The organism is Streptomyces lomondensis (genome assembly GCF_014651035.1).
In the GTDB taxonomy this organism is placed as follows: domain Bacteria; phylum Actinomycetota; class Actinomycetes; order Streptomycetales; family Streptomycetaceae; genus Streptomyces; species Streptomyces lomondensis.
This window is the reverse complement of sequence record NZ_BMWC01000010.1, coordinates 311,049-328,599: the sequence shown is the minus strand read 5'-3', so window position 1 is coordinate 328,599 and position 17,551 is coordinate 311,049. Positions and strand designations below refer to the sequence as shown.

General features: G+C 73.4%; 15 protein-coding genes. 3 read left to right on the top strand and 12 right to left on the bottom strand.

Annotated elements, in window-relative coordinates; all coding sequences use genetic code 11:
- Positions 1–75 precede the first annotated feature (75 nt).
- From IE255_RS30020 to rimP, 8 genes are all read right to left on the bottom strand, one after another.
- Complete coding sequence (locus IE255_RS30020) at positions 76–3,444, bottom strand: trypsin-like peptidase domain-containing protein (RefSeq protein ID WP_229906643.1); 3,369 nt, start codon at positions 3,442–3,444, stop codon at positions 76–78.
- Positions 3,445–3,778: 334 nt separating this feature from the next.
- Complete coding sequence (gene truB / locus IE255_RS30015) at positions 3,779–4,684, bottom strand: tRNA pseudouridine(55) synthase TruB (protein ID WP_190053522.1); 906 nt, start codon at positions 4,682–4,684, stop codon at positions 3,779–3,781.
- On the bottom strand, positions 4,681–5,133 hold the full coding sequence (gene rbfA, locus IE255_RS30010; RefSeq protein WP_114255623.1) for a 30S ribosome-binding factor RbfA: 453 nt from the start codon (positions 5,131–5,133) through the stop codon (positions 4,681–4,683). The genes truB and rbfA overlap by 4 nt, the downstream gene beginning before the upstream one ends.
- Positions 5,134–5,180: 47 nt before the next feature.
- Positions 5,181–5,474, bottom strand: a complete 294-nt coding sequence (locus IE255_RS30005; protein WP_190053521.1) for a DUF503 domain-containing protein — start codon at positions 5,472–5,474, stop codon at positions 5,181–5,183.
- Positions 5,475–5,675: 201 nt separating this feature from the next.
- Positions 5,676–8,777, bottom strand: coding sequence for a translation initiation factor IF-2 (infB, locus tag IE255_RS30000; RefSeq protein ID WP_190053520.1), 3,102 nt, complete (start codon positions 8,775–8,777; stop codon positions 5,676–5,678).
- Between the two features lie 146 nt (positions 8,778–8,923).
- The gene (locus IE255_RS29995; protein ID WP_190053519.1) at positions 8,924–9,220 is read right to left on the bottom strand and encodes a YlxR family protein; all 297 of its coding nucleotides are present in this window, start codon (positions 9,218–9,220) and stop codon (positions 8,924–8,926) included.
- A gap of 103 nt (positions 9,221–9,323) precedes the next feature.
- On the bottom strand, positions 9,324–10,334 hold the full coding sequence (gene nusA / locus IE255_RS29990) for a transcription termination factor NusA (RefSeq protein ID WP_190053518.1): 1,011 nt from the start codon (positions 10,332–10,334) through the stop codon (positions 9,324–9,326).
- Positions 10,335–10,336: 2 nt separating this feature from the next.
- Positions 10,337–10,837, bottom strand: coding sequence for a ribosome maturation factor RimP (gene rimP, locus IE255_RS29985; protein ID WP_190053517.1), 501 nt, complete (start codon positions 10,835–10,837; stop codon positions 10,337–10,339).
- 206 nt (positions 10,838–11,043) lie between these two features.
- Between rimP and IE255_RS29980 the strand changes: the two genes are divergently transcribed.
- The 3 genes from IE255_RS29980 to IE255_RS29970 are packed head-to-tail and all read left to right on the top strand — an operon-like array spanning position 11,044 to position 12,993.
- On the top strand, positions 11,044–11,565 hold the full coding sequence (locus IE255_RS29980; RefSeq protein WP_190053516.1) for a hypothetical protein: 522 nt from the start codon (positions 11,044–11,046) through the stop codon (positions 11,563–11,565).
- A complete protein-coding gene (locus IE255_RS29975; RefSeq protein WP_190053515.1) occupies positions 11,562–12,026 on the top strand; it encodes a DUF4439 domain-containing protein in 465 nt (154 codons plus the stop codon). The genes IE255_RS29980 and IE255_RS29975 overlap by 4 nt, the downstream gene beginning before the upstream one ends.
- A 46-nt stretch (positions 12,027–12,072) precedes the next feature.
- Complete coding sequence (locus IE255_RS29970; RefSeq protein ID WP_190053514.1) at positions 12,073–12,993, top strand: aminoglycoside phosphotransferase family protein; 921 nt, start codon at positions 12,073–12,075, stop codon at positions 12,991–12,993.
- Positions 12,994–13,032: 39 nt separating this feature from the next.
- Here the strand turns inward: IE255_RS29970 and IE255_RS29965 are convergent, their stop codons facing one another.
- From IE255_RS29965 to ispG, 4 genes are all read right to left on the bottom strand, one after another.
- Positions 13,033–14,733 (bottom strand): proline--tRNA ligase, encoded by a 1,701-nt coding sequence (locus IE255_RS29965; RefSeq protein ID WP_190053513.1) that lies wholly within the window; start codon positions 14,731–14,733, stop codon positions 13,033–13,035.
- A 72-nt stretch (positions 14,734–14,805) separates the two neighbouring features.
- Positions 14,806–15,336 (bottom strand): GNAT family N-acetyltransferase, encoded by a 531-nt coding sequence (locus IE255_RS29960; RefSeq protein ID WP_190053512.1) that lies wholly within the window; start codon positions 15,334–15,336, stop codon positions 14,806–14,808.
- Between the two features lie 30 nt (positions 15,337–15,366).
- A complete protein-coding gene (locus tag IE255_RS29955) occupies positions 15,367–16,215 on the bottom strand; it encodes a GNAT family N-acetyltransferase (RefSeq protein ID WP_190053511.1) in 849 nt (282 codons plus the stop codon).
- A 176-nt stretch (positions 16,216–16,391) separates the two neighbouring features.
- On the bottom strand, positions 16,392–17,549 hold the full coding sequence (gene ispG / locus IE255_RS29950) for a flavodoxin-dependent (E)-4-hydroxy-3-methylbut-2-enyl-diphosphate synthase (RefSeq protein WP_190053510.1): 1,158 nt from the start codon (positions 17,547–17,549) through the stop codon (positions 16,392–16,394).
- Positions 17,550–17,551: the final 2 nt, after the last annotated feature.

Here is a 17,551-nt window from a genome sequence, read left to right as displayed (position 1 = left end):
TCCGCCCCGCATCGGCATGGGGGCTGTGACAGGGCGCACGGGCACCGTACTCCGGCCCGGCCGCCGGGGACCGTGTCACGCGGGGACGCGTACGCCCGCCAGGTTCTCGATCGTCCGGTGGGCGCTCGGCCCGACCAGCGCCGCCCACTCCCCCGGCGCGTCGGCCAGCCAGCCGGCCACGCGGGCGGCGAAGCCGGGCACGTGCCGGCCGAGGTCGACCAGGGCGCGGTCGAAGCGGCCCGCGCCCTCCGGGGTGTTGGCGAGGCGCAGGCCGATGCGGTGGACGAGGTCGCGCAGGTCGTCGCCGCCGTTGCGGGCGGCGGCGTGCAGCAGCGCGTCGAGGACGTCCGTGTCGTGCTCGCGGTCGAGGAGCGCGTCGCGCAGTTCGCGGCGCAGCGGGCGGGAGGCGGGGATGCCGGGCGGGGTGAGGACGGCGGCGAGGGCGCACCGCAGCCGTACCGGGCCGCCCTCCAGCAGGCCGGTGACCAGCGGCAGCAGCACGGCCCGGGCGGCGGGACCCCGGTCGAGCCGCTGGTCGACGTACGCGGCCACCTGCCCGGCGAGTTCCGGCCGCCGCTGCGCCGCCTCCCGGACCAGCACGGCGACCCGGCGGGCCAGGCCGGGCGGGGTGGCGTCGGCGAGCGCCCGCAGGGGCTCCTCCGGGTCCGGCCGCTCCAGCCGCGCGGCGAAGGCACCGAGGACCGGCTCGGGGCAGGCCGGGAGGGCACCGGCCAGCGCGTCCGGCGGGAGCTGCGGATCACCCGCCGCGAAGTGCTCCAGCGCCCGCGGGAGGTATCGGGCCCGGGTCTGCGGGTCCTGGACGAGGAGGGCGAGCGCTCCACCGTGCAGGGCGCGGTCGGCGGGGCGGGCGAGCAGGGTACGGGCGGCGTAGCGCAGGAGGGCGCGGTCGCCTCCGGTGCTCACGTGCGGCGCGACGCGCAGTCCGTGCGTCACCGCGGCGCTCCGGCGCGCCGGCCGCTCGTCGCGCGCCCACCGGTCGACGGCCCGGCACACGGCCGACGGTTCCTCCTCGGCCAGTACGGCGAGCAGTTCCCTCGCCCGCCGGTGGGCGCGGTCGACGAGCACGTCCGTCAGGTCGTCCAGGGCGCGATGGCGGTGGGTGTGCAGCAGCGCCTGCGCGGCGGTGGCCACGGTCGCGTGCGGGGTGGCGGGCAGGGGCTGCTCGTCGTCGAACCAGTCGGTGAGCAGCGGTTGCACGGCGGCGGGGTCGGCGGTGAGCAGCCCGGCGACGGCGTCCAGGAAGCGCGGGCCGGCCTCGCACGGCGGGCCGTCGGCGTGGACCAGCCGCCTGAGCAGAGTGAGGCGCACGTCCTCCGGCAGCCGCAGACCGGTCCAGAAGGCGGGCCCGAACTCCCCCGGCACGGGCCGCTCCTGTCGCCGCCAGGCCACGATCCGGTCGGCCAGCAGCCGCAGCACCTCGGTGTAGGGCGTCGCGTCGGGCACGGCCGTCAGGGTCTCGGCGAGCAGCCGGGCGGCCCACCAGGAGTGCGGGCCGGTGTCCAGGGCGTGCACCAGCTCCGCGAGTCGGGAGGCCGACCGGTCCGTGCCGTGCTGGCGGGCGAGGCACAGCAGGGCCTGGACGACGGGCCCGATGCGATGGTGCGGGACGGGTTCGGACCGCGGGTCCCGGCGGCGGTGGACGAGGGCGTGCAGGGCCTCGTCGAGGTCGAGGTGCGTGCCCTGGAGCCAGTCGGCGAGTTCCTCGTGGGCGAAGCGGTAGCCGGGCCCGGCGGGCACGAGCAGGCCCTCGGCGAGGACGGCCGACGCCCAGCCGGTGCCGCCGCCGAGCCGCGCCGGGGCGGGCCCCCACGGGAACACCGCCTCGAACGCCTCCCGGTCCAGATCCCCCGGCCCCGGTCCGAGGCTGCGCCGGGCGGCCTCGTGCACCTGCCCGGCGACCTTGGCGGCCAGCCGGCGTACGGCACTGCCGCGCAGGCCGTTCCCGGCGGCCAGCCGGAGGGCGATGCGCAGGGACATCAGGTCCAGGTAGGCGGCGAAGACCTCGTGCCGGTCGACGGCGGCGACCTCCGGGGTTCCGGGGTCGTCGGCGAGGGCGGCTCTGACCTCGGCGAGCAGCCGGAGGGTGAGGGGGTGCCGGGCGTCGGCCGGGACGAGGGCGCTCTCCGGGACGCCGTGACGCAGGCGGGCCTCCCGGGCCTCGTCCTCGGTGAGGTCGCCGAGGTGGACGCACGCGGGCCGGTGCAGCAGGTCCGCCACCTCCTCCCAGTACTCCGTCCGGCACGCCACGACCAGTCGTACGCCCGTCTCCCGCAGCCAGCGCAGCGTCCCCTCCGTCCAGTCGGCCAGGCGGCGTGCCAGGGCCGGCGGCATCTCCTCCGGGCCGTCGAGGAGGAGCAGCAGGGGACGCCCGAGGGCACCGGCGAGGCGGGCGAGGCGCTCGGGCGTGATCTCGCCCGGCTCGGCGGGGAAGGGAACTCGTGCGGCTGCCACCACGGGGACGGCCCGGTTCAGGGCCCGGTAGGCCGCGTCCGCCACCGACGCGTCGCCGTCCCGCAGGTCGCAGCCGCGCAGCCACAGGGTGGGTTGCCCGCTGCGGGCGCGGCGGGCGGCGAGCGCCGCGAGTTCCGTCGTACGCCCGCTGCCGGGCGCCCCGACGAGGCCGAGCACGGCCGCCGGACCCGCCGTGAAGGCGTGGAACCCGTCGGCCACAGCCGCCCGTTCGACCGGTTCCGGGACACCGGTCCCGCCGGGCGGGCCGTCCAGCCCCACCGACGTGCCGGTCAGCTCCAGCACCCCGGCCAGGTTGAGGTCGGCGCCGTACGCGGGGACCGTCGCCGCGTTCTCGACGAGCAGGTCGGCGAGCGGGCCCGCCACGCCGGGTGCACCGGGGTGCAGCGGTACGGCGAACCCGACGTCGCGGTGGCCGGAGCTGAGCGCCGTGCCGAGCACACCGACGACGGCGCCCGTCCGGGCGTCGAGCACCGGGCCGCCGGCCGCTCCGCCGCCCAGTCGCAGCGCGTCCCGCCCCGCCGTGCCGACCGCCAGTTCCAGCGCGTTGTCGAGGTGGTGGAAGCGGTCCGTGGCCGCGTACGTCACGGCCGTCCGGCCCAGCACCCGCGCCTCGCGCCAGCCCCCGGCGGCGATCCGCACATAGGCACCGGTCCCCGCCCCCTCCCGCACGGTGACGGGCAGCGGCGGCACGCCCAGCCCCTCCGTGCGGACGAGGGCGAGGTCGAGCGCGGGCAGCGGGGTGACCGCGTCGGCGGTCACGACCCGGTGCCGGTCCCCGGCCCCGTGCAGGACGAGCCGGGACAGTCCGTCGACGGCCTCGTGGCTGGTGACGAGCGTGCCGTGGTGGTCGGCCAGGAAGCCGGTGCCGCGGGGGCGGCCGGCCAGGTCGTGGATGCGGACGAGCGCCTCGCCGGGGGTCGCCCGGTCTCCGTGCTCCGCCGCTGCTGTCATCCGTTCCGTTGTTCCGGGGTGGTCCTGGGAGCCTGGTGCGCTGTCGTGTGTCTCCCGGGACCGGTTCCGCGACGTCATCGTCGAGCCTCCCCGCCGTACACCCGTGCCCTTGTGTTCGACGGTAGGGGCGAGATGATCAGCGGGACAGATCGCTCTGCGAAAGCGCCCCCTTCCGCTCCCCCGGTTCACTCCGAGCGCCTGCACAGACGGGTGAAGGAAGCGGGGCTGCTGGATACACCCTAGGGGTGGGGGAACCGAGGGGGGACCGTGGAGCGGCGGCAGTGGAGGTACCCCGTGGTCGCCGCTCCACGGGCGGACCGCCCCGGGCGGGCGGTCAGCCGAAGACGGCCAGGCTCTTGGCCTTGCCCCGCTGCTCCTCGACGAGGGCGAGGAAGCGGCCCTCCGGGTCGAAGACGGCGACGGGGCCGGAGCCCGCGTACTGGTCGGGCATCTCCAGCCGTACGCCGTTGGTGAGCAGCCGGGCGCGCCGGGCGTCGACGTCCCAGCGGGGGAACGCGGCCGCGGCGGCCTCGGCGACCGGCATCACGGTCAGCTCCTGCTGGAGCTGGTCGAGGGTGCGGGCCGCGTCCAGCTTGTAGGGGCCGACGCGGGTGCGGCGCAGGGCGGTGAGGTGCCCGCCGACACCGAGGTCCGCGCCCAGGTCGCGGGCGAGGGCCCGGATGTAGGTGCCGGAGGAGCAGACGACCGACACGACGAGGTCGAGTACGGGCGTGCCGTCCTCGGCGACGGCGTCCCGGACGTCGTACACGCCGAAGGAGGAGACCGTGACGGGCCGGGCCGGGATGTCGAACTCCTCGCCCTCGCGGGCCCGCTTGTAGGAGCGCACGCCGTTGATCTTGATGGCGCTGACCTTGGACGGCACCTGCATGATGTCGCCGGTCAGCTTGGCGATGCCGGCGTCGATGGCGTCGCGGGTGACCTTGGAGGCGTCGGCGGCGGAGGTGATGTCCCCCTCGGCGTCGTCCGTGAGGGTGTTCTGCCCGAGCCGGATGGTGCCCAGGTACTCCTTCTCGGTCAGCGCGAGGTGGCCGAGGAGCTTGGTGGCCTTCTCGACGCCGAGGACAAGGACGCCCGTCGCCATCGGGTCGAGGGTGCCGGCGTGCCCGACGCGTCGTGTCCTGGCGATGCCGCGCATCTTGGCGACGACGTCGTGCGAAGTGAAGCCCGACGGCTTGTCGACGATGACGAGGCCGTCGGGCGTGGTGTGCTTCTGGGTCATTCGGCGGTGTCGTCCGTCTCGTCGTCCTCGTCCGGCTTGCGGTACGGGTCGGCGTCACCGGCGTACTTGGCGCCCGCCGAGACCTCGCGCACCTTCTCGTCGGACTGGCGGGCCTTGTCGAGGAGGTCCTCGATGGTCCGGGCGGTGTCGGGCAGCGCGTCGGCCACGAAGGTCAGCGTCGGCGTGAACTTCACGCCCGCCGCCGCGCCGACCGCGGAACGGAGCACGCCCTTGGCGCTCTCCAGACCGGCGGCGGCCGCCGCGCGCTCCTCGTCGTCCCCGTACACCGTGTAGAAGACGGTCGCCTCCCTGAGGTCACCCGTGACCCGGGTGTCCGTGATGGTGACGTGCGAGCCGAGCCGCGGGTCCTTGATCCCGCGCTGCAGCTTCTGGGCCACCACCTCTCGGATGAGGTCCGCCAGCCTTTTAGCCCGCGCGTTGTCGGCCACTGGTCCGTCTCCCGTTCTTTCCTGTCTGGGTCGTTCTTGGTCGGTCGTCAGTCGTCTTCGCCGTGGAAGCGCCGCCGGACGGACAGCAACTCCACCTCGGGGCGGCCGGCGACCAGCCGTTCGCACCGGTCGAGCACATCGCTCAGGTGCCCCGCGTCGCCGGACACCAACGCGAGGCCGATGACGGCCCTGCGATGGAGGTCCATGTGGTCCACCTCGGCCGCGCTCACCGCGTACTTGCGCTGGAGCTCGGCGACGATCGGGCGGACGACGGAGCGCTTCTCCTTCAGCGACCGTACGTCGCCGAGGAGCAGGTCGAAGGACAGCGTCCCCACGTACATGTGTGTATCCGGATGACCCGCCGGTACGGGATCGAAGGCCCTGCCGGTGTCGGGTGGCGGGGACATCAGGAACGTTACCCCGAATCGGGTGGGGGCTCGATCGGGTTTCCCTGCCCACCGAGGCTCCTCGGTGGGATGGGCGAACGGCCGACCGGCCGACGCGGCGGGTGCCGCGTCGGCCGGTCGGTGGCGAACCGTGGGTTACACCCGCGGCTTCTCGCGCATCTCGTACGTCGCGATGACGTCGTCGACCTTGATGTCGTTGAAGTTGCCGAGGTTGATACCGCCCTCGAACCCTTCGCGGATCTCGGTGACGTCGTCCTTGAAGCGACGCAGGCCCTCGATGTTGAGGTTCTCCGCGATGACCTTGCCGTCGCGCAGCAGGCGGGCCTTGGTGTTCCGCTTGACCTCGCCGGAGCGGATGAGCACACCCGCGATGTTGCCCAGCTTGGACGACTTGAAGACCTCGCGGATCTCCGCCGTACCGAGCTCGACCTCCTCGAACTCCGGCTTGAGCATGCCCTTGAGGGCCGCCTCGATCTCCTCGATCGCCTGGTAGATGACCGAGTAGTAGCGGACGTCCACGCCCTCGCGCTCCGCCATCTGCTGGGCACGCCCGGCAGCGCGGACGTTGAAGCCGATGACGATCGCGTCCGAGCCCATCGCCAGGTCGATGTCGGACTCCGTGACCGCACCAACACCGCGGTGCAGGACGCGGATGTCGACCTCTTCGCCGACGTCCAGCTGGAGCAGGGAGGACTCCAGAGCCTCGACCGAACCAGAAGCGTCGCCCTTGATGATCAGGTTCAGCTGCTGGACCTCGCCGGCCTTCAGCACCTTGTCCAGGTCCTCCAGCGACACACGGCGCGTGCGCTTGGCGAACGCCGCGTTCCGCTCGCGGGCGGCGCGCTTCTCCGCGATCTGACGGGCCGTACGGTCCTCGTCGACCACGATGAAGTTGTCGCCCGCGCCCGGGACGTTGGTCAGGCCCAGGACCTGGACCGGCGTCGACGGGCCCGCCTCGGTGACGTTGTTGCCGTTGTCGTCGTGCATGGCACGGACCCGGCCGTAGGCGTCGCCCACGACCATCGTGTCGCCGACCCGCAGGGTGCCTCGCTGCACGAGGACCGTCGCCACGGCACCGCGGCCGCGGTCGAGACGGGACTCGATCGAGATGCCCTGCGCGTCCTGGTTCGGGTTGGCCCGCAGGTCGAGCGAGGCGTCGGCGGTGAGGATCACGGCCTCCAGCAGGGAGTCGATGTGCAGACCCTGCTTGGCGGAGATGTCGACGAACATCGTGTCGCCGCCGTACTCCTCGGCCACCAGCCCGTACTCGGTGAGCTGACCGCGCACCTTGGTCGGGTCGGCGCCCTCGACGTCGATCTTGTTGACCGCGACGACGATCGGGACGTCGGCCGCCTTGGCGTGGTTGAGCGCCTCGACCGTCTGCGGCATGACGCCGTCGTTGGCCGCGACGACCAGGATCGCGATGTCGGTCGACTTCGCACCACGGGCACGCATGGCGGTGAACGCCTCGTGACCCGGGGTGTCGATGAAGGTGATCTTGCGCTCTTCGTCGTTGACCTCGGTCGCGACCTGGTAGGCACCGATGTGCTGGGTGATGCCGCCGGCCTCGCCCGCGATGACGTTCGTCTTGCGGATGGCGTCGAGCAGTCGGGTCTTACCGTGGTCGACGTGACCCATGACGGTCACCACCGGCGGACGGACCACGAGGTCTTCCTCGGTGCCCTCGTCCTCGCCGAACTCCAGGTCGAAGGACTCGAGCAGCTCGCGGTCCTCCTCCTCGGGGCTGACGATCTGAACCGTGTAGTTCATCTCGTCGGCGAGGAGCTGCAGCGTCTCGTCGGAGACGGACTGCGTGGCCGTGACCATCTCGCCGAGGTTCATCATGACCGCGACGAGCGACGCCGGGTTGGCGTTGATCTTCTCCGCGAAGTCGGTGAGCGACGCACCGCGCGACAGGCGAATGGTCTCGCCGTTGCCGCGAGGCAGCATCACGCCGCCGACCGACGGGGCCTGCATGGCCTCGTACTCCTGGCGCCTCTGCCGCTTCGACTTACGGCCACGACGCGCGGGACCGCCGGGACGGCCGAAGGCGCCCTGCGTGCCACCACGGCCACCCGGACCACCGGGACGACCACCGAAGCCGGGACGGCCACCGCCGCCACCGGGACCACCGGGACGACCGGCGAAACCGCCGCCACCGCCACCGGGACCGCCGGGACGACCGGCGAAACCGCCACCGCCGCCACCGGGACGACCGGCGAAACCGCCGCCACCGGGACGACCGGCGCCGCCACCCGGACGACCGCCGCCACCGGGACCGCGGCCGCCGGGGCCACCGCCACCGGGACGCGGGCCGGCAGCCGGACGCTGCGGCATCATGCCGGGGTTCGGACGCGGACCGCCGGGACCGCCGCCGGGACGCGGACCGCCGCCCTGCGGACGGGGCATGCCGCCCGGCGTGGGACGCGCGCCGCCCGGAGCCTGCGGACGGGGACCGCCCGCCGCACCCTGGGGACGGGGACCGCCCTGGCCCTGGCCCTGCGGACGCGGGGCACCGCCGGGGGCACCGGGGCCGCCCGGACGCGGGGCGCCGCCCGGACGGGGCGCCTGCGGGCGCGCCATGCCGGTGGAGCCACCAGAGGTGAACGGGTTGTTGCCCGGACGGGGACCCGCCGGACGGGCACCGGGACGCGGCGCGCCGCCACCCTGACGCGGAGCGCCGGGACGGTCGCCACGCTCACCACGGCCCTGGCCGCCCTGGCCGGGACCACCCGGACGGGGAGCACCCGGACGCGGCGACTGGCCGGCCGGACGCGGGGCGCCCGGACGCGGGCCGGAACCCTGGGACGAGGCCGGCGCGGCGGGAGCCGACGGCGGCGCCGTGAACTCGGGCGTCGTCGGAGCCGGGGACGCCGGGGCGGGCCGCGGCGCGGGCTTCGGGCCCGGGGTGGGACGGGGGCCGGGAGCGGCCGGCGCGGCGGGAGCCGCGGGCTTCTCGGCGGCCGGCTTGGGGGCCGGCGGGCGCGGGGCGGCCGGACGGGCAGCCTGCGCGGGAGAGGGGGCGCCCGGCTTCGCCGGGGCAGCCTTGCGTGCGGGGGCGGACTTGCCGCCTCCGTTGCCCTGCTGGAGGGCGTCCGTCAGCTTGCGTACTACAGGCGCTTCGATCGTCGAAGACGCCGAACGGACGAATTCACCGAGTTCCTGGAGCTTGGCCATGACGACCTTGCTCTCGACGCCGAACTCCTTGGCGAGTTCGTAGACCCGGACCTTAGCCACTTCGCTCCTTTGAGGTCCGGGTTGCGTCCGGACCGTCGCTAGTTCATGGGCGTACTCATCGCGTACTCATCGAGTGCTCATCGCAATCTCGACCTGCTTTCGACTCGCGAGGTACCTACACCGCACGGGGTTCCGTACGGCACGTCTTACGGTGTTGCCTTCTCGGCAACTGTTGTCTGCTCGACGTATCGGCGCAACGCCTTTGTGTCGAGCGCTCCTGGGGCGCGCAGTGCCCTCGTGAACGCCCGGCGGCGTACCGCCTGGTCGAGACAGACCGGGGCGGGGTGAACGTACGCACCCCGGCCGGGCAGCGTACCGCGAGGATCAGGGACGCATGCGCCCTTGATCGCCACGATCCGCAGCAGTTCCGCCTTGGCCGCTCGCTCCCGACACCCCACACAGGTGCGTTCAGGGCATGCGCGGGCGCGCGTCCGGCCAGACACTGCTAAGTCTACCTCCCCGTACGCGCCTCACCCCTTTTAGGGCAGGACTCGAACAGTTGCCGCGCAAGAACCTGTCGTGATCTGAACGGCCTGCGGCTTGGATCTATTCCCCGGATCGGTCCCGGACCTGTTCCGCGGCCGGTTCCGTGTCCGGGCGGATGTCGATCCGCCAGCCGGTCAGCCGGGCCGCGAGGCGGGCGTTCTGCCCCTCCTTGCCGATGGCCAGGGACAGCTGGTAGTCGGGGACGGTCACCCGGGCGGACCGGGTCGCCATGTCCACGATCTCGACCTTCGAGACGCGGGCCGGGGAGAGCGCGTTCGCCACCATCTCGGCCGGGTCGTCCGACCAGTCGACGATGTCGATCTTCTCACCGTTCAGCTCGCCCATCACGTTGCGGACCCGGCCGCCCATGGGGCCGATGCAGGCGCCCTTGGCGTTCAGGCCCGAGCGGGTGGACCGTACGGCGATCTTCGTGCGGTGACCGGCCTCACGGGCGATCGCGGCGATCTCCACGGAGCCGTCGGCGATCTCCGGCACCTCCAGGGCGAAGAGCTTCTTCACCAGGTTGGGGTGCGTACGGGAGAGCGTCACGGACGGGCCGCGGACGCCCTTGGCCACCCGGACGACGTACGACCGCAGGCGCATGCCGTGCGGATACGTCTCGCCCGGCACCTGCTCCTGCACCGGCAGGATGGCCTCCAGCTTGCCGATGTCGACGAGCACGTTCTTCGGGTCGCGGCCCTGCTGGACCACGCCGGTGACGATGTCGCCCTCGCGGCCGGCGTACTCGCCGAGCGTGGCGTCGTCCTCGGCGTCGCGCAGGCGCTGGAGGATGACCTGCTTGGCCGTGGTGGCGGCGATCCGGCCGAAGCCGGACGGGGTGTCGTCGAACTCGCGGGGCTCCTGGCCCTCCTCGAGGTCGTCCGGGTCCTCCTTCGCCCAAACGGTCACATGGCCGGTCTCCCGGTTGAGCTCCACGCGCGCGTGGCGGCGGCTTCCCTCGGTGCGGTGGTAGGCGATGAGGAGGGCCGACTCGATCGCCTCGACCAGCAGGTCGAAGGAGATCTCCTTCTCCCGAACCAAGCCCCGCAGGGCACTCATGTCGATGTCCACGGCTACGCCTCCTCTTCCTTCTTGTTGTCCTTGCGGCTGAACTCGACCTGGACGCGCGCCCGGGCGATGTCGTCGAAGGCGAGTCTGCGCGCGGTGGCCTTGCGGCCCTTGACCCCGGGCACCTCGGTGTCGACGCCGTCGTCGTCGACCTTCAGGATCCTGGCGACCAGCTCGCCGCCCTCGGCCAGCTGGAACTTCACCAGCCGGTCCGTGGCGCGGACGAAGTGCCGGTGTTCCGTGAGGAGGCGCTCCGCGCCCGGGGTGCCGACCTCGAGGGTGTACTCCCCCTCGCCCATCGCGTCCGTCTCGTCGAGCTTCGCCGAGAGCGCGCGGCTCACATCGGCGATCTGGTCCAGGTCCGCCCCGGTGTCCGAGTCGACGACGACGCGCAGCACACGCTTGCGTCCGACGGAGTCCACGGCGATCTCTTCGAGGTCCAGGCCCTGGGAGGTGACGAGCGGTTCCAGCAGTTCTCGCAGCCTCTCGCTCTGGGTGGTGCTCATCCGGGTGACTCCTCGGCCGCGTGTGCTGTTGTGGGATGGGTCGCGTGTCTGGTCAAAGGGTATCCGGTCGCGGGGAGTGTTGCCGTCCACCCGGTCACCGACGGTGCCGCTGAGTGGTCCCGGGCGGGGGCCCGGGTACCGTGATCACGGGCGTGCAGCCCTGCCATGCGCATCTTTCTCGAAACGAGCCCCCGAGGACGTCTGACGTGCCGTTGCCCTCATCCCCGCGCGCCCGCTCGGGGCCCCGCAGAAGGAGTCTGCTCGCCCTCGGCCCGACGGCCCTAGCCCTGGCGGGCTGCACCGCCGGCGGCAAGGACCCGGCCGGCCCGGGCGACGGCCCGTCGGCCGCCGAGCGCCGGGCACGCGCGCGTGCGGCGCGGGACAGCGAGGGACTGGTGGAGCGCTACGACGCGGTGATCGCGGCCCGGCCGGCGCTGGCGGAGCGGCTGGGACCGCTGCGGGAGAACGTCGTACGGCACGCGCAGGCGTTCGGGGGTGGCCGGAAAGCGTCCCCCTCGGTGTCGGGCTCGGGGTCGGCCTCGCCGTCGGCCGCCGTACCGGGGAACGACAAGGACGCCCTGGCCGGGCTCGCCGCCGCGGAGCGGGAGCTTGCCGACCGGCGGTCCGAGGAGTTGCTGGGCGCGCCGGGCGAGCTGGCGCGGCTGCTGGCCTCGGTGGCGGCGGCCGGGGCGGCGCACGTGTATCTGCTGACGGAGGGTGGCGCGTGAGCGAGGCGAAGGACCGGGAGCTGCGGGCCCTCCAGGCGGCGCTGGCGGCCGAGCACGCGGCGGTGTACGGGTACGGCGTCGTCGGCGGGAAGATCGGCGGCGGGCAGCGCGTCGAGGCACGGACGGCGTACGACGCGCACCGGGCGCGCCGGGACGCGCTGGTGCGCGAGGTGAAGGACCTGGGGGGCAGGCCCGTGGCGGCGGCCGCCGGGTACGCGCTGCCGTTCCCGGTGCCGGACGCGGCGGCGGCCGTGCGGCTCGCGGCCGAGTTGGAGGACCGGGTGGCCGGGGTCTACGCCGACCTGGTGCGCGCGGCGGGTGGCGGGCGGCGGGCCCTGGCCGCCGAGGCGCTGCGGGAGGCGGCGGTGCGGGCGGTGCGCTGGCGCGGGGAGAGCGTAGCCTTCCCTGGGCTCGCCGAGCGGGCCGGCACGGCCCCGCCCTCGGCGGCGCCGACGGCGTGACCCGCTGGGCACGCACCGCGGACAGCACGAAGGGAACGACTCGCGCATGGCTTTCGAACCGCCGAAGCGCCTGGTCAGGGCGCTCGGTGAGACGGCACCGGAGGGTGACGACTGGCTGGAGCGGCTGCCCGAGGCGGCGCGGCGGGCCGTCGCGCTACGCGAGTTGACCGTGGAGCGGGTGCAGGTGCCGGGCGGGCGCAGCAGCCTGGTGGTGCTGGTGCGCAGGGCCGACGGGACGCCCGCCGTGCTGAAGCTGGCGCCGGGCCGGGCCCGCCCCGAGGCCGAGCGGGCCGCGCTGGCGCACTGGGCCGGACGGGGTGCCGTACAGCTGCTCGAGACTCCCCCGAGCGGGGAGGCACCCGCATCGGACGAGGGGGTGCTGCTGCTGGAGCGGCTGCATCCGGATGTGTCGGTGCGGTCGCTGCCGGAGGCGAAGGCGCTGCTGGAGGCGGCGGGGACGCTGCGGCGGCTGTGGGTGGAGCCGCCCGCCGGCTTCCCCTTCGAGACCGTGGCCGAGCGGACCGGGCGGCAGGCCGAGGCGATGCGGACCCGGGCGCGGACCGAGCCCGAGGTGGCCCCGCTGGTCGACCTGGCGCTGGCGGCGCGCGAGGAGTTGCTGGCCGCGCCGCCCGAGCACCGGCTGCTGCACGGCACGTTCCGGCAGAGCAAGGTGCTCGCCGGGGAGCGGATGCCGTGGCTGGCCGTGGGACCGGACCCGGTGGTCGGCGAGTGTGCGTTCGATCTGGCCCGGCTGGTCCGGGACCGGGTGGAGGACCTGATCGCCCAGCCGTCCGGCGCGGCCACGACCCGGCGCCGGGTGAAGCGGCTGGCCGAGTCCCTGGACGTGGACCAGGAGCGGCTGCGCGGGTGGACGCTGTTCCGGGCCGTGGAGTCGGGCGTGCGTGCGGGGCGGGTGGGGCGGCCCCGGGACGCGGAGTTGCTGCTGGAGTTCGCGGGCTGGCTGTGAGTGCTCCGCAGGGCCGGAGCACTCACAGAGCACGGGAACTCAGGCCGTGAGACGGGCCACGGCCTCCTCGACCGTCAGTTCCTCGCGTTCGCCGGTGCGGCGGTCCTTCAGTTCCACCACGCCCTCGGCGGCGCGCCGTCCGGCGACCAGGATCTGCGGTACGCCGATGAGCTCGGAGTCCGTGAACTTCACGCCCGGGGAGACGCCGGCGCGGTCGTCGACCAGGACGCGGACACCGGCCGCGGCCAGCTTCCCGGAGATGTCGAGGGCCAGTTCGGTCTGGAGGGCCTTGCCGGCGGCGACCACGTGGACGTCGGCCGGGGCGACCTCCTTGGGCCAGCACAGGCCCTTGTCGTCGGCGCTCTGCTCGGCGAGGGCGGCGACCGCGCGGGAGACGCCGATGCCGTAGGAGCCCATGGTGACGCGGACCGGCTTGCCGTTCTGGCCGAGGACGTCGAGCTTGAGGGCGTCGGCGTACTTGCGGCCCAGCTGGAAGATGTGGCCGATCTCGATGGCCCGGTCGAGGACGAGGCCCGTGCCGCACTTCGGGCAGGGGTCGCCCTCCTGCACGACCACGACGTCGACGTACTGGTCGACCTCGAAGTCGCGGCCGGCGACGACGTTCTTGGTGTGCGTGCCGGCCTTGTTGGCGCCGGTGATCCAGGACGTGCCGGGGGCGACGCGCGGGTCGGCGAGGTAGGTGACCTTGTCCAGGCCCTGCGGTCCGACGTAGCCGCGGACCAGGTCGGGGCGGGCCGCGAAGTCCGTCTCGGTGACCAGTTCGACGGTGGCCGGGGCGAAGTGCGCCTCGACCTTGTCCATGTCGACCTCGCGGTCCCCGGGGACGCCGACGGCGACGATCTCGCCGTCGACCTTGACGAGGAGGTTCTTCAGCGTGGCCGAGGCCGGGACGCCGAGGGAGGCGGCGAGGGTCTCGATGGTCGGGGTGTCGGGGGTGGGGATGTCCTCGGCGGCCGGCACGTCCGAGGCGTCGACGGGCTTCAACTCGTACGTGATCGCCTCGGTGTTGGCGGCGAAGTCGCAGTTCGGGCAGTCGGCGAAGGTGTCCTCGCCGGCCTCGGCGGGGGCGAGGAACTCCTCGGACTTGGAGCCGCCCATCGCGCCGGCGGTCGCGGCGCAGATGCGGTAGTCGAGGCCGAGGCGCGCGAAGATCCGCTGGTAGGCCTCGCGGTGCAGGGCGTAGGACTGCGCGAGGCCCTCGTCCTCGGTGTCGAAGGAGTAGGAGTCCTTCATCAGGAACTCGCGGCCGCGCAGGATGCCCGCGCGGGGCCGGGCCTCGTCGCGGTACTTGTGCTGGATCTGGTAGAGGATCACGGGCAGGTCCTTGTAGGAGGACGCCTGGTCCTTCACCAGCAGCGTGAAGATCTCCTCGTGGGTGGGGCCGAGGAGGTAGTCGCCGCCCTTGCGGTCCTGGAGGCGGAACAGCTCCGGTCCGTACTCGTCCCAGCGGCCGGTGGCGTCGTAGGGCTCGCGCGGCAGGATGGCGGGGAGCAGTACCTCCTGGGCGCCGATGGCGTCCATCTCCTCGCGGACGATGCGCTCCACGTTGGCGAGGACCTTCTTGCCGAGGGGCAGCCAGCTCCAGATGCCGGCGGCCGTACGGCGAACGTACCCGGCGCGGACGAGGAGCTTGTGGCTGAGGACCTCGGCGTCCGCCGGGTCGTCGCGCAACGTCTTCGCCAACAACTGGGACATGCGCTGGACCGGTGCGTTCGCCATGGCTTTTCTGCTCCTGCTGCGTGTAGGTGATGGCAGGAGGTTATCCGGGGGGTACCGGGCGGTGGAAATCGGTTAGCGGCGCAGGAGCGGGAGCGGTGCGCCCATCACCGCGTACGGCTTCGGGGCGCTCGGGAAGAGGACCTGGCGGGCCAGGTCCCGGTAGCCCAGGGAGCGGTAGAGGGCGCGGGCGGGGCTCTCGGTGTCGATCGCGGAGAGGATCGAGCGGGGCTCGGCGGCGTCGTCGGTGATCGTGGTGATCAGGGAGCGGCCGATGCCGCGGTTCTGGTGGGCGGGGTGGACGTGCAGCTCGGTGATCACGAAGGAGTCGTCGAGCCAGTGGTCGTGGCCCTGGGCGCGGAGGTAGGGCTCCACGACGGTGGACCACCAGTGGGTGCGGTCGTTGGGCATGCCGTAGACGAAACCCACGAGTTCGCCGCCGGCTGTCGCACCGAGGGCGCGGGCGCCGGGGTAGGTCATGTGGCGGAGGACGATCTGGCGGCGGACGGCGACTTCGTCGGGACCGAGACCGAAGGCCACGGCCTGGACGGCCAGGGCCTCGTCGACGTGGGCGGAGAGGTCGAGGGGGCCGATCACCAGGTCCATGGCGGGGAGCCTACAGGGGCGTTTGCGTTGTCAGAACAGCACGCTCATGAAGGCGCCGACCTCCTGGAAGCCCACTCGCTGGTACGTCCTCCTGGCCGCCGTGTTGAAGTCGTTCACATAGAGGCTGGCCACCGGGGCCACGTCGGCCAGGGCGTAGCGCAGTACGGCCACCATGCCGGGGGCCGCCAAGCCGGTCCCCCGGTATTCGGGGGCCACCCACACGCCCTGGATCTGGCAGGCGCGGTCCGTCGCGGCGCCGATCTCGGCCTTGAAGACGACCTTGCCCTCGGCGTCGAAGCGGGCGAAGGCGCGGCCGGAGCCGACGAGTTCGGCGACGCGGGCCTGGTAGAGCAGGCCGCCGTCGCCGGCCAGCGGGGAGACGCCGACCTCCTCGGTGAACATCGCCACGCACGCCGGCATGATCGTCTCCATCTCGTCCTTGCGGACGCGGCGGACGTAGGGGTCCGGGGCGATGCCGGCCGGCAGCCTGTCGGCGACCATGAGCGGCTGGTGGCGGCGGACCTCGCGGGCCGGGCCCCAGTGCGGTTCCAGCAGTCGCCACAGGTCGGAGGTGGCTCCGGCGGGGCCGACGATGGAGGAGCAGCGGCGGCCGGCCCGGCGGGCACGGTCGGCGAAGGCCCGGACGGCGCGCGGGCCGGCGCAGATCGGGACGAGGTTGGCGCCCGCGTAGCACAGGGACGTCAGCATGCCGTCCTCGTACCAGCCCCACATCTCGCCGCCGAGCCGCCACGGGTCGAGACCGGCGATCTGCACCCGGGACGTCACGAAGGCGTTCGCGACCGGCTCGCGGTCGAGTACGGCGAGCGCGGCGTCCAGGTCGCTCGGTTCGAGGACCCGTGAGGTGGTCTGCGTCAACACGTGGCGGGGCCTCACACACTGGGGTCGGCTGATTCCCCGCACTATAGCTGCGCTGCCCGGGCGGGGCGCCTCGGAGCCCGGGGTTCTCGTTGCCGGGCGGCTGCGGGTCCGTTGTGGCCTGTCGCGCAGTTCCCCGCGCCCCCAAAAGCGCGATCCCGCCGACGACGTGGAAAGGCTCAGCCCGCGACCGCCACCGACGGCTCGCCCGAGGCCACGCCGTCCTTCTCCATCTGCTCGGCCAGCTTCATGGCCTCCTCGATGAGGGTCTCCACGATCTTGGACTCGGGGACGGTCTTGATGACCTCGCCCTTGACGAAGATCTGGCCCTTGCCGTTGCCGGAGGCGACGCCGAGGTCGGCCTCGCGGGCCTCGCCGGGGCCGTTGACGACGCAGCCCATGACGGCGACGCGGAGCGGGACGTCCATGCCGGTGAGGCCCGCGGTGACCTCTTCGGCGAGCTTGTAGACGTCGACCTGGGCGCGGCCGCAGGAGGGGCAGGAGACGATCTCCAGGCCGCGCTGGCGCAGGTTCAGCGACTCCAGGATCTGGATGCCGACCTTCACTTCCTCGGCGGGGGGCGCGGAGAGCGAGACGCGGATCGTGTCGCCGATGCCCTGGCTGAGCAGCGCGCCGAAGGCGACCGCCGACTTGATCGTGCCCTGGAAGGCGGGGCCCGCCTCGGTGACGCCGAGGTGCAGCGGGTAGTCGCACTGCTCGGCGAGCTGCTTGTAGGCCTCGATCATGATGACCGGGTCGTTGTGCTTGACGGAGATCTTGATGTCGCGGAAGTCGTGCTCCTCGAAGAGGGACGCCTCCCACAGGGCCGACTCGACCAGCGCCTCGGGGGTCGCCTTGCCGTACTTCTGGAGGAGGCGCCGGTCGAGGGAGCCGGCGTTGACGCCGATGCGGATCGGGGTGCCGTGGTCCCGGGCCGCCTTGGCGATCTCCTTGACCTTGTCGTCGAACTGCTTGATGTTGCCGGGGTTGACGCGGACCGCCGCGCAGCCCGCCTCGATCGCGGCGAAGACGTACTTGGGCTGGAAGTGGATGTCGGCGATGACCGGGATCTGCGACTTGCGGGCGATGGTGGCCAGGGCGTCGGCGTCGTCCTGGGTCGGGCAGGCGACGCGGACGATCTGGCAGCCGGAGGCGGTGAGTTCCGCGATCTGCTGGAGGGTCGCGCCGATGTCGGACGTGCGCGTGGTGGTCATCGACTGCACCGAGACAGGGGCGTCTCCGCCGACGGCCACGGACCCGACCTGGATCTGGCGGCTCTTCCGGCGCTCGGCGAGCTTGGTCGGAACGGACGGCATGCCGAGAGAAATCGCAGTCATCT

What these genes read in the sequence shown, in the direction of transcription:
- truB (WP_190053522.1), bottom strand. Translation starts at nt 4,684, where the DNA reads ATGACCCAGAAGCACACCACGCCCGACGGCCTCGTCATCGTCGACAAG.
- IE255_RS29960 (WP_190053512.1), bottom strand. Translation starts at nt 15,336, where the DNA reads ATGGACCTGGTGATCGGCCCCCTCGACCTCTCCGCCCACGTCGACGAG.
- rimP (WP_190053517.1), bottom strand. Translation starts at nt 10,837, where the DNA reads ATGAGCACCACCCAGAGCGAGAGGCTGCGAGAACTGCTGGAACCGCTC.
- IE255_RS29965 (WP_190053513.1), bottom strand. Translation starts at nt 14,733, where the DNA reads ATGGCGAACGCACCGGTCCAGCGCATGTCCCAGTTGTTGGCGAAGACG.
- IE255_RS29970 (WP_190053514.1), top strand. Translation starts at nt 12,073, where the DNA reads ATGGCTTTCGAACCGCCGAAGCGCCTGGTCAGGGCGCTCGGTGAGACG.
- IE255_RS30005 (WP_190053521.1), bottom strand. Translation starts at nt 5,474, where the DNA reads ATGTACGTGGGGACGCTGTCCTTCGACCTGCTCCTCGGCGACGTACGG.
- ispG (WP_190053510.1), bottom strand. Translation starts at nt 17,549, where the DNA reads ATGACTGCGATTTCTCTCGGCATGCCGTCCGTTCCGACCAAGCTCGCC.
- IE255_RS30020 (WP_229906643.1), bottom strand. Translation starts at nt 3,444, where the DNA reads ATGACAGCAGCGGCGGAGCACGGAGACCGGGCGACCCCCGGCGAGGCG.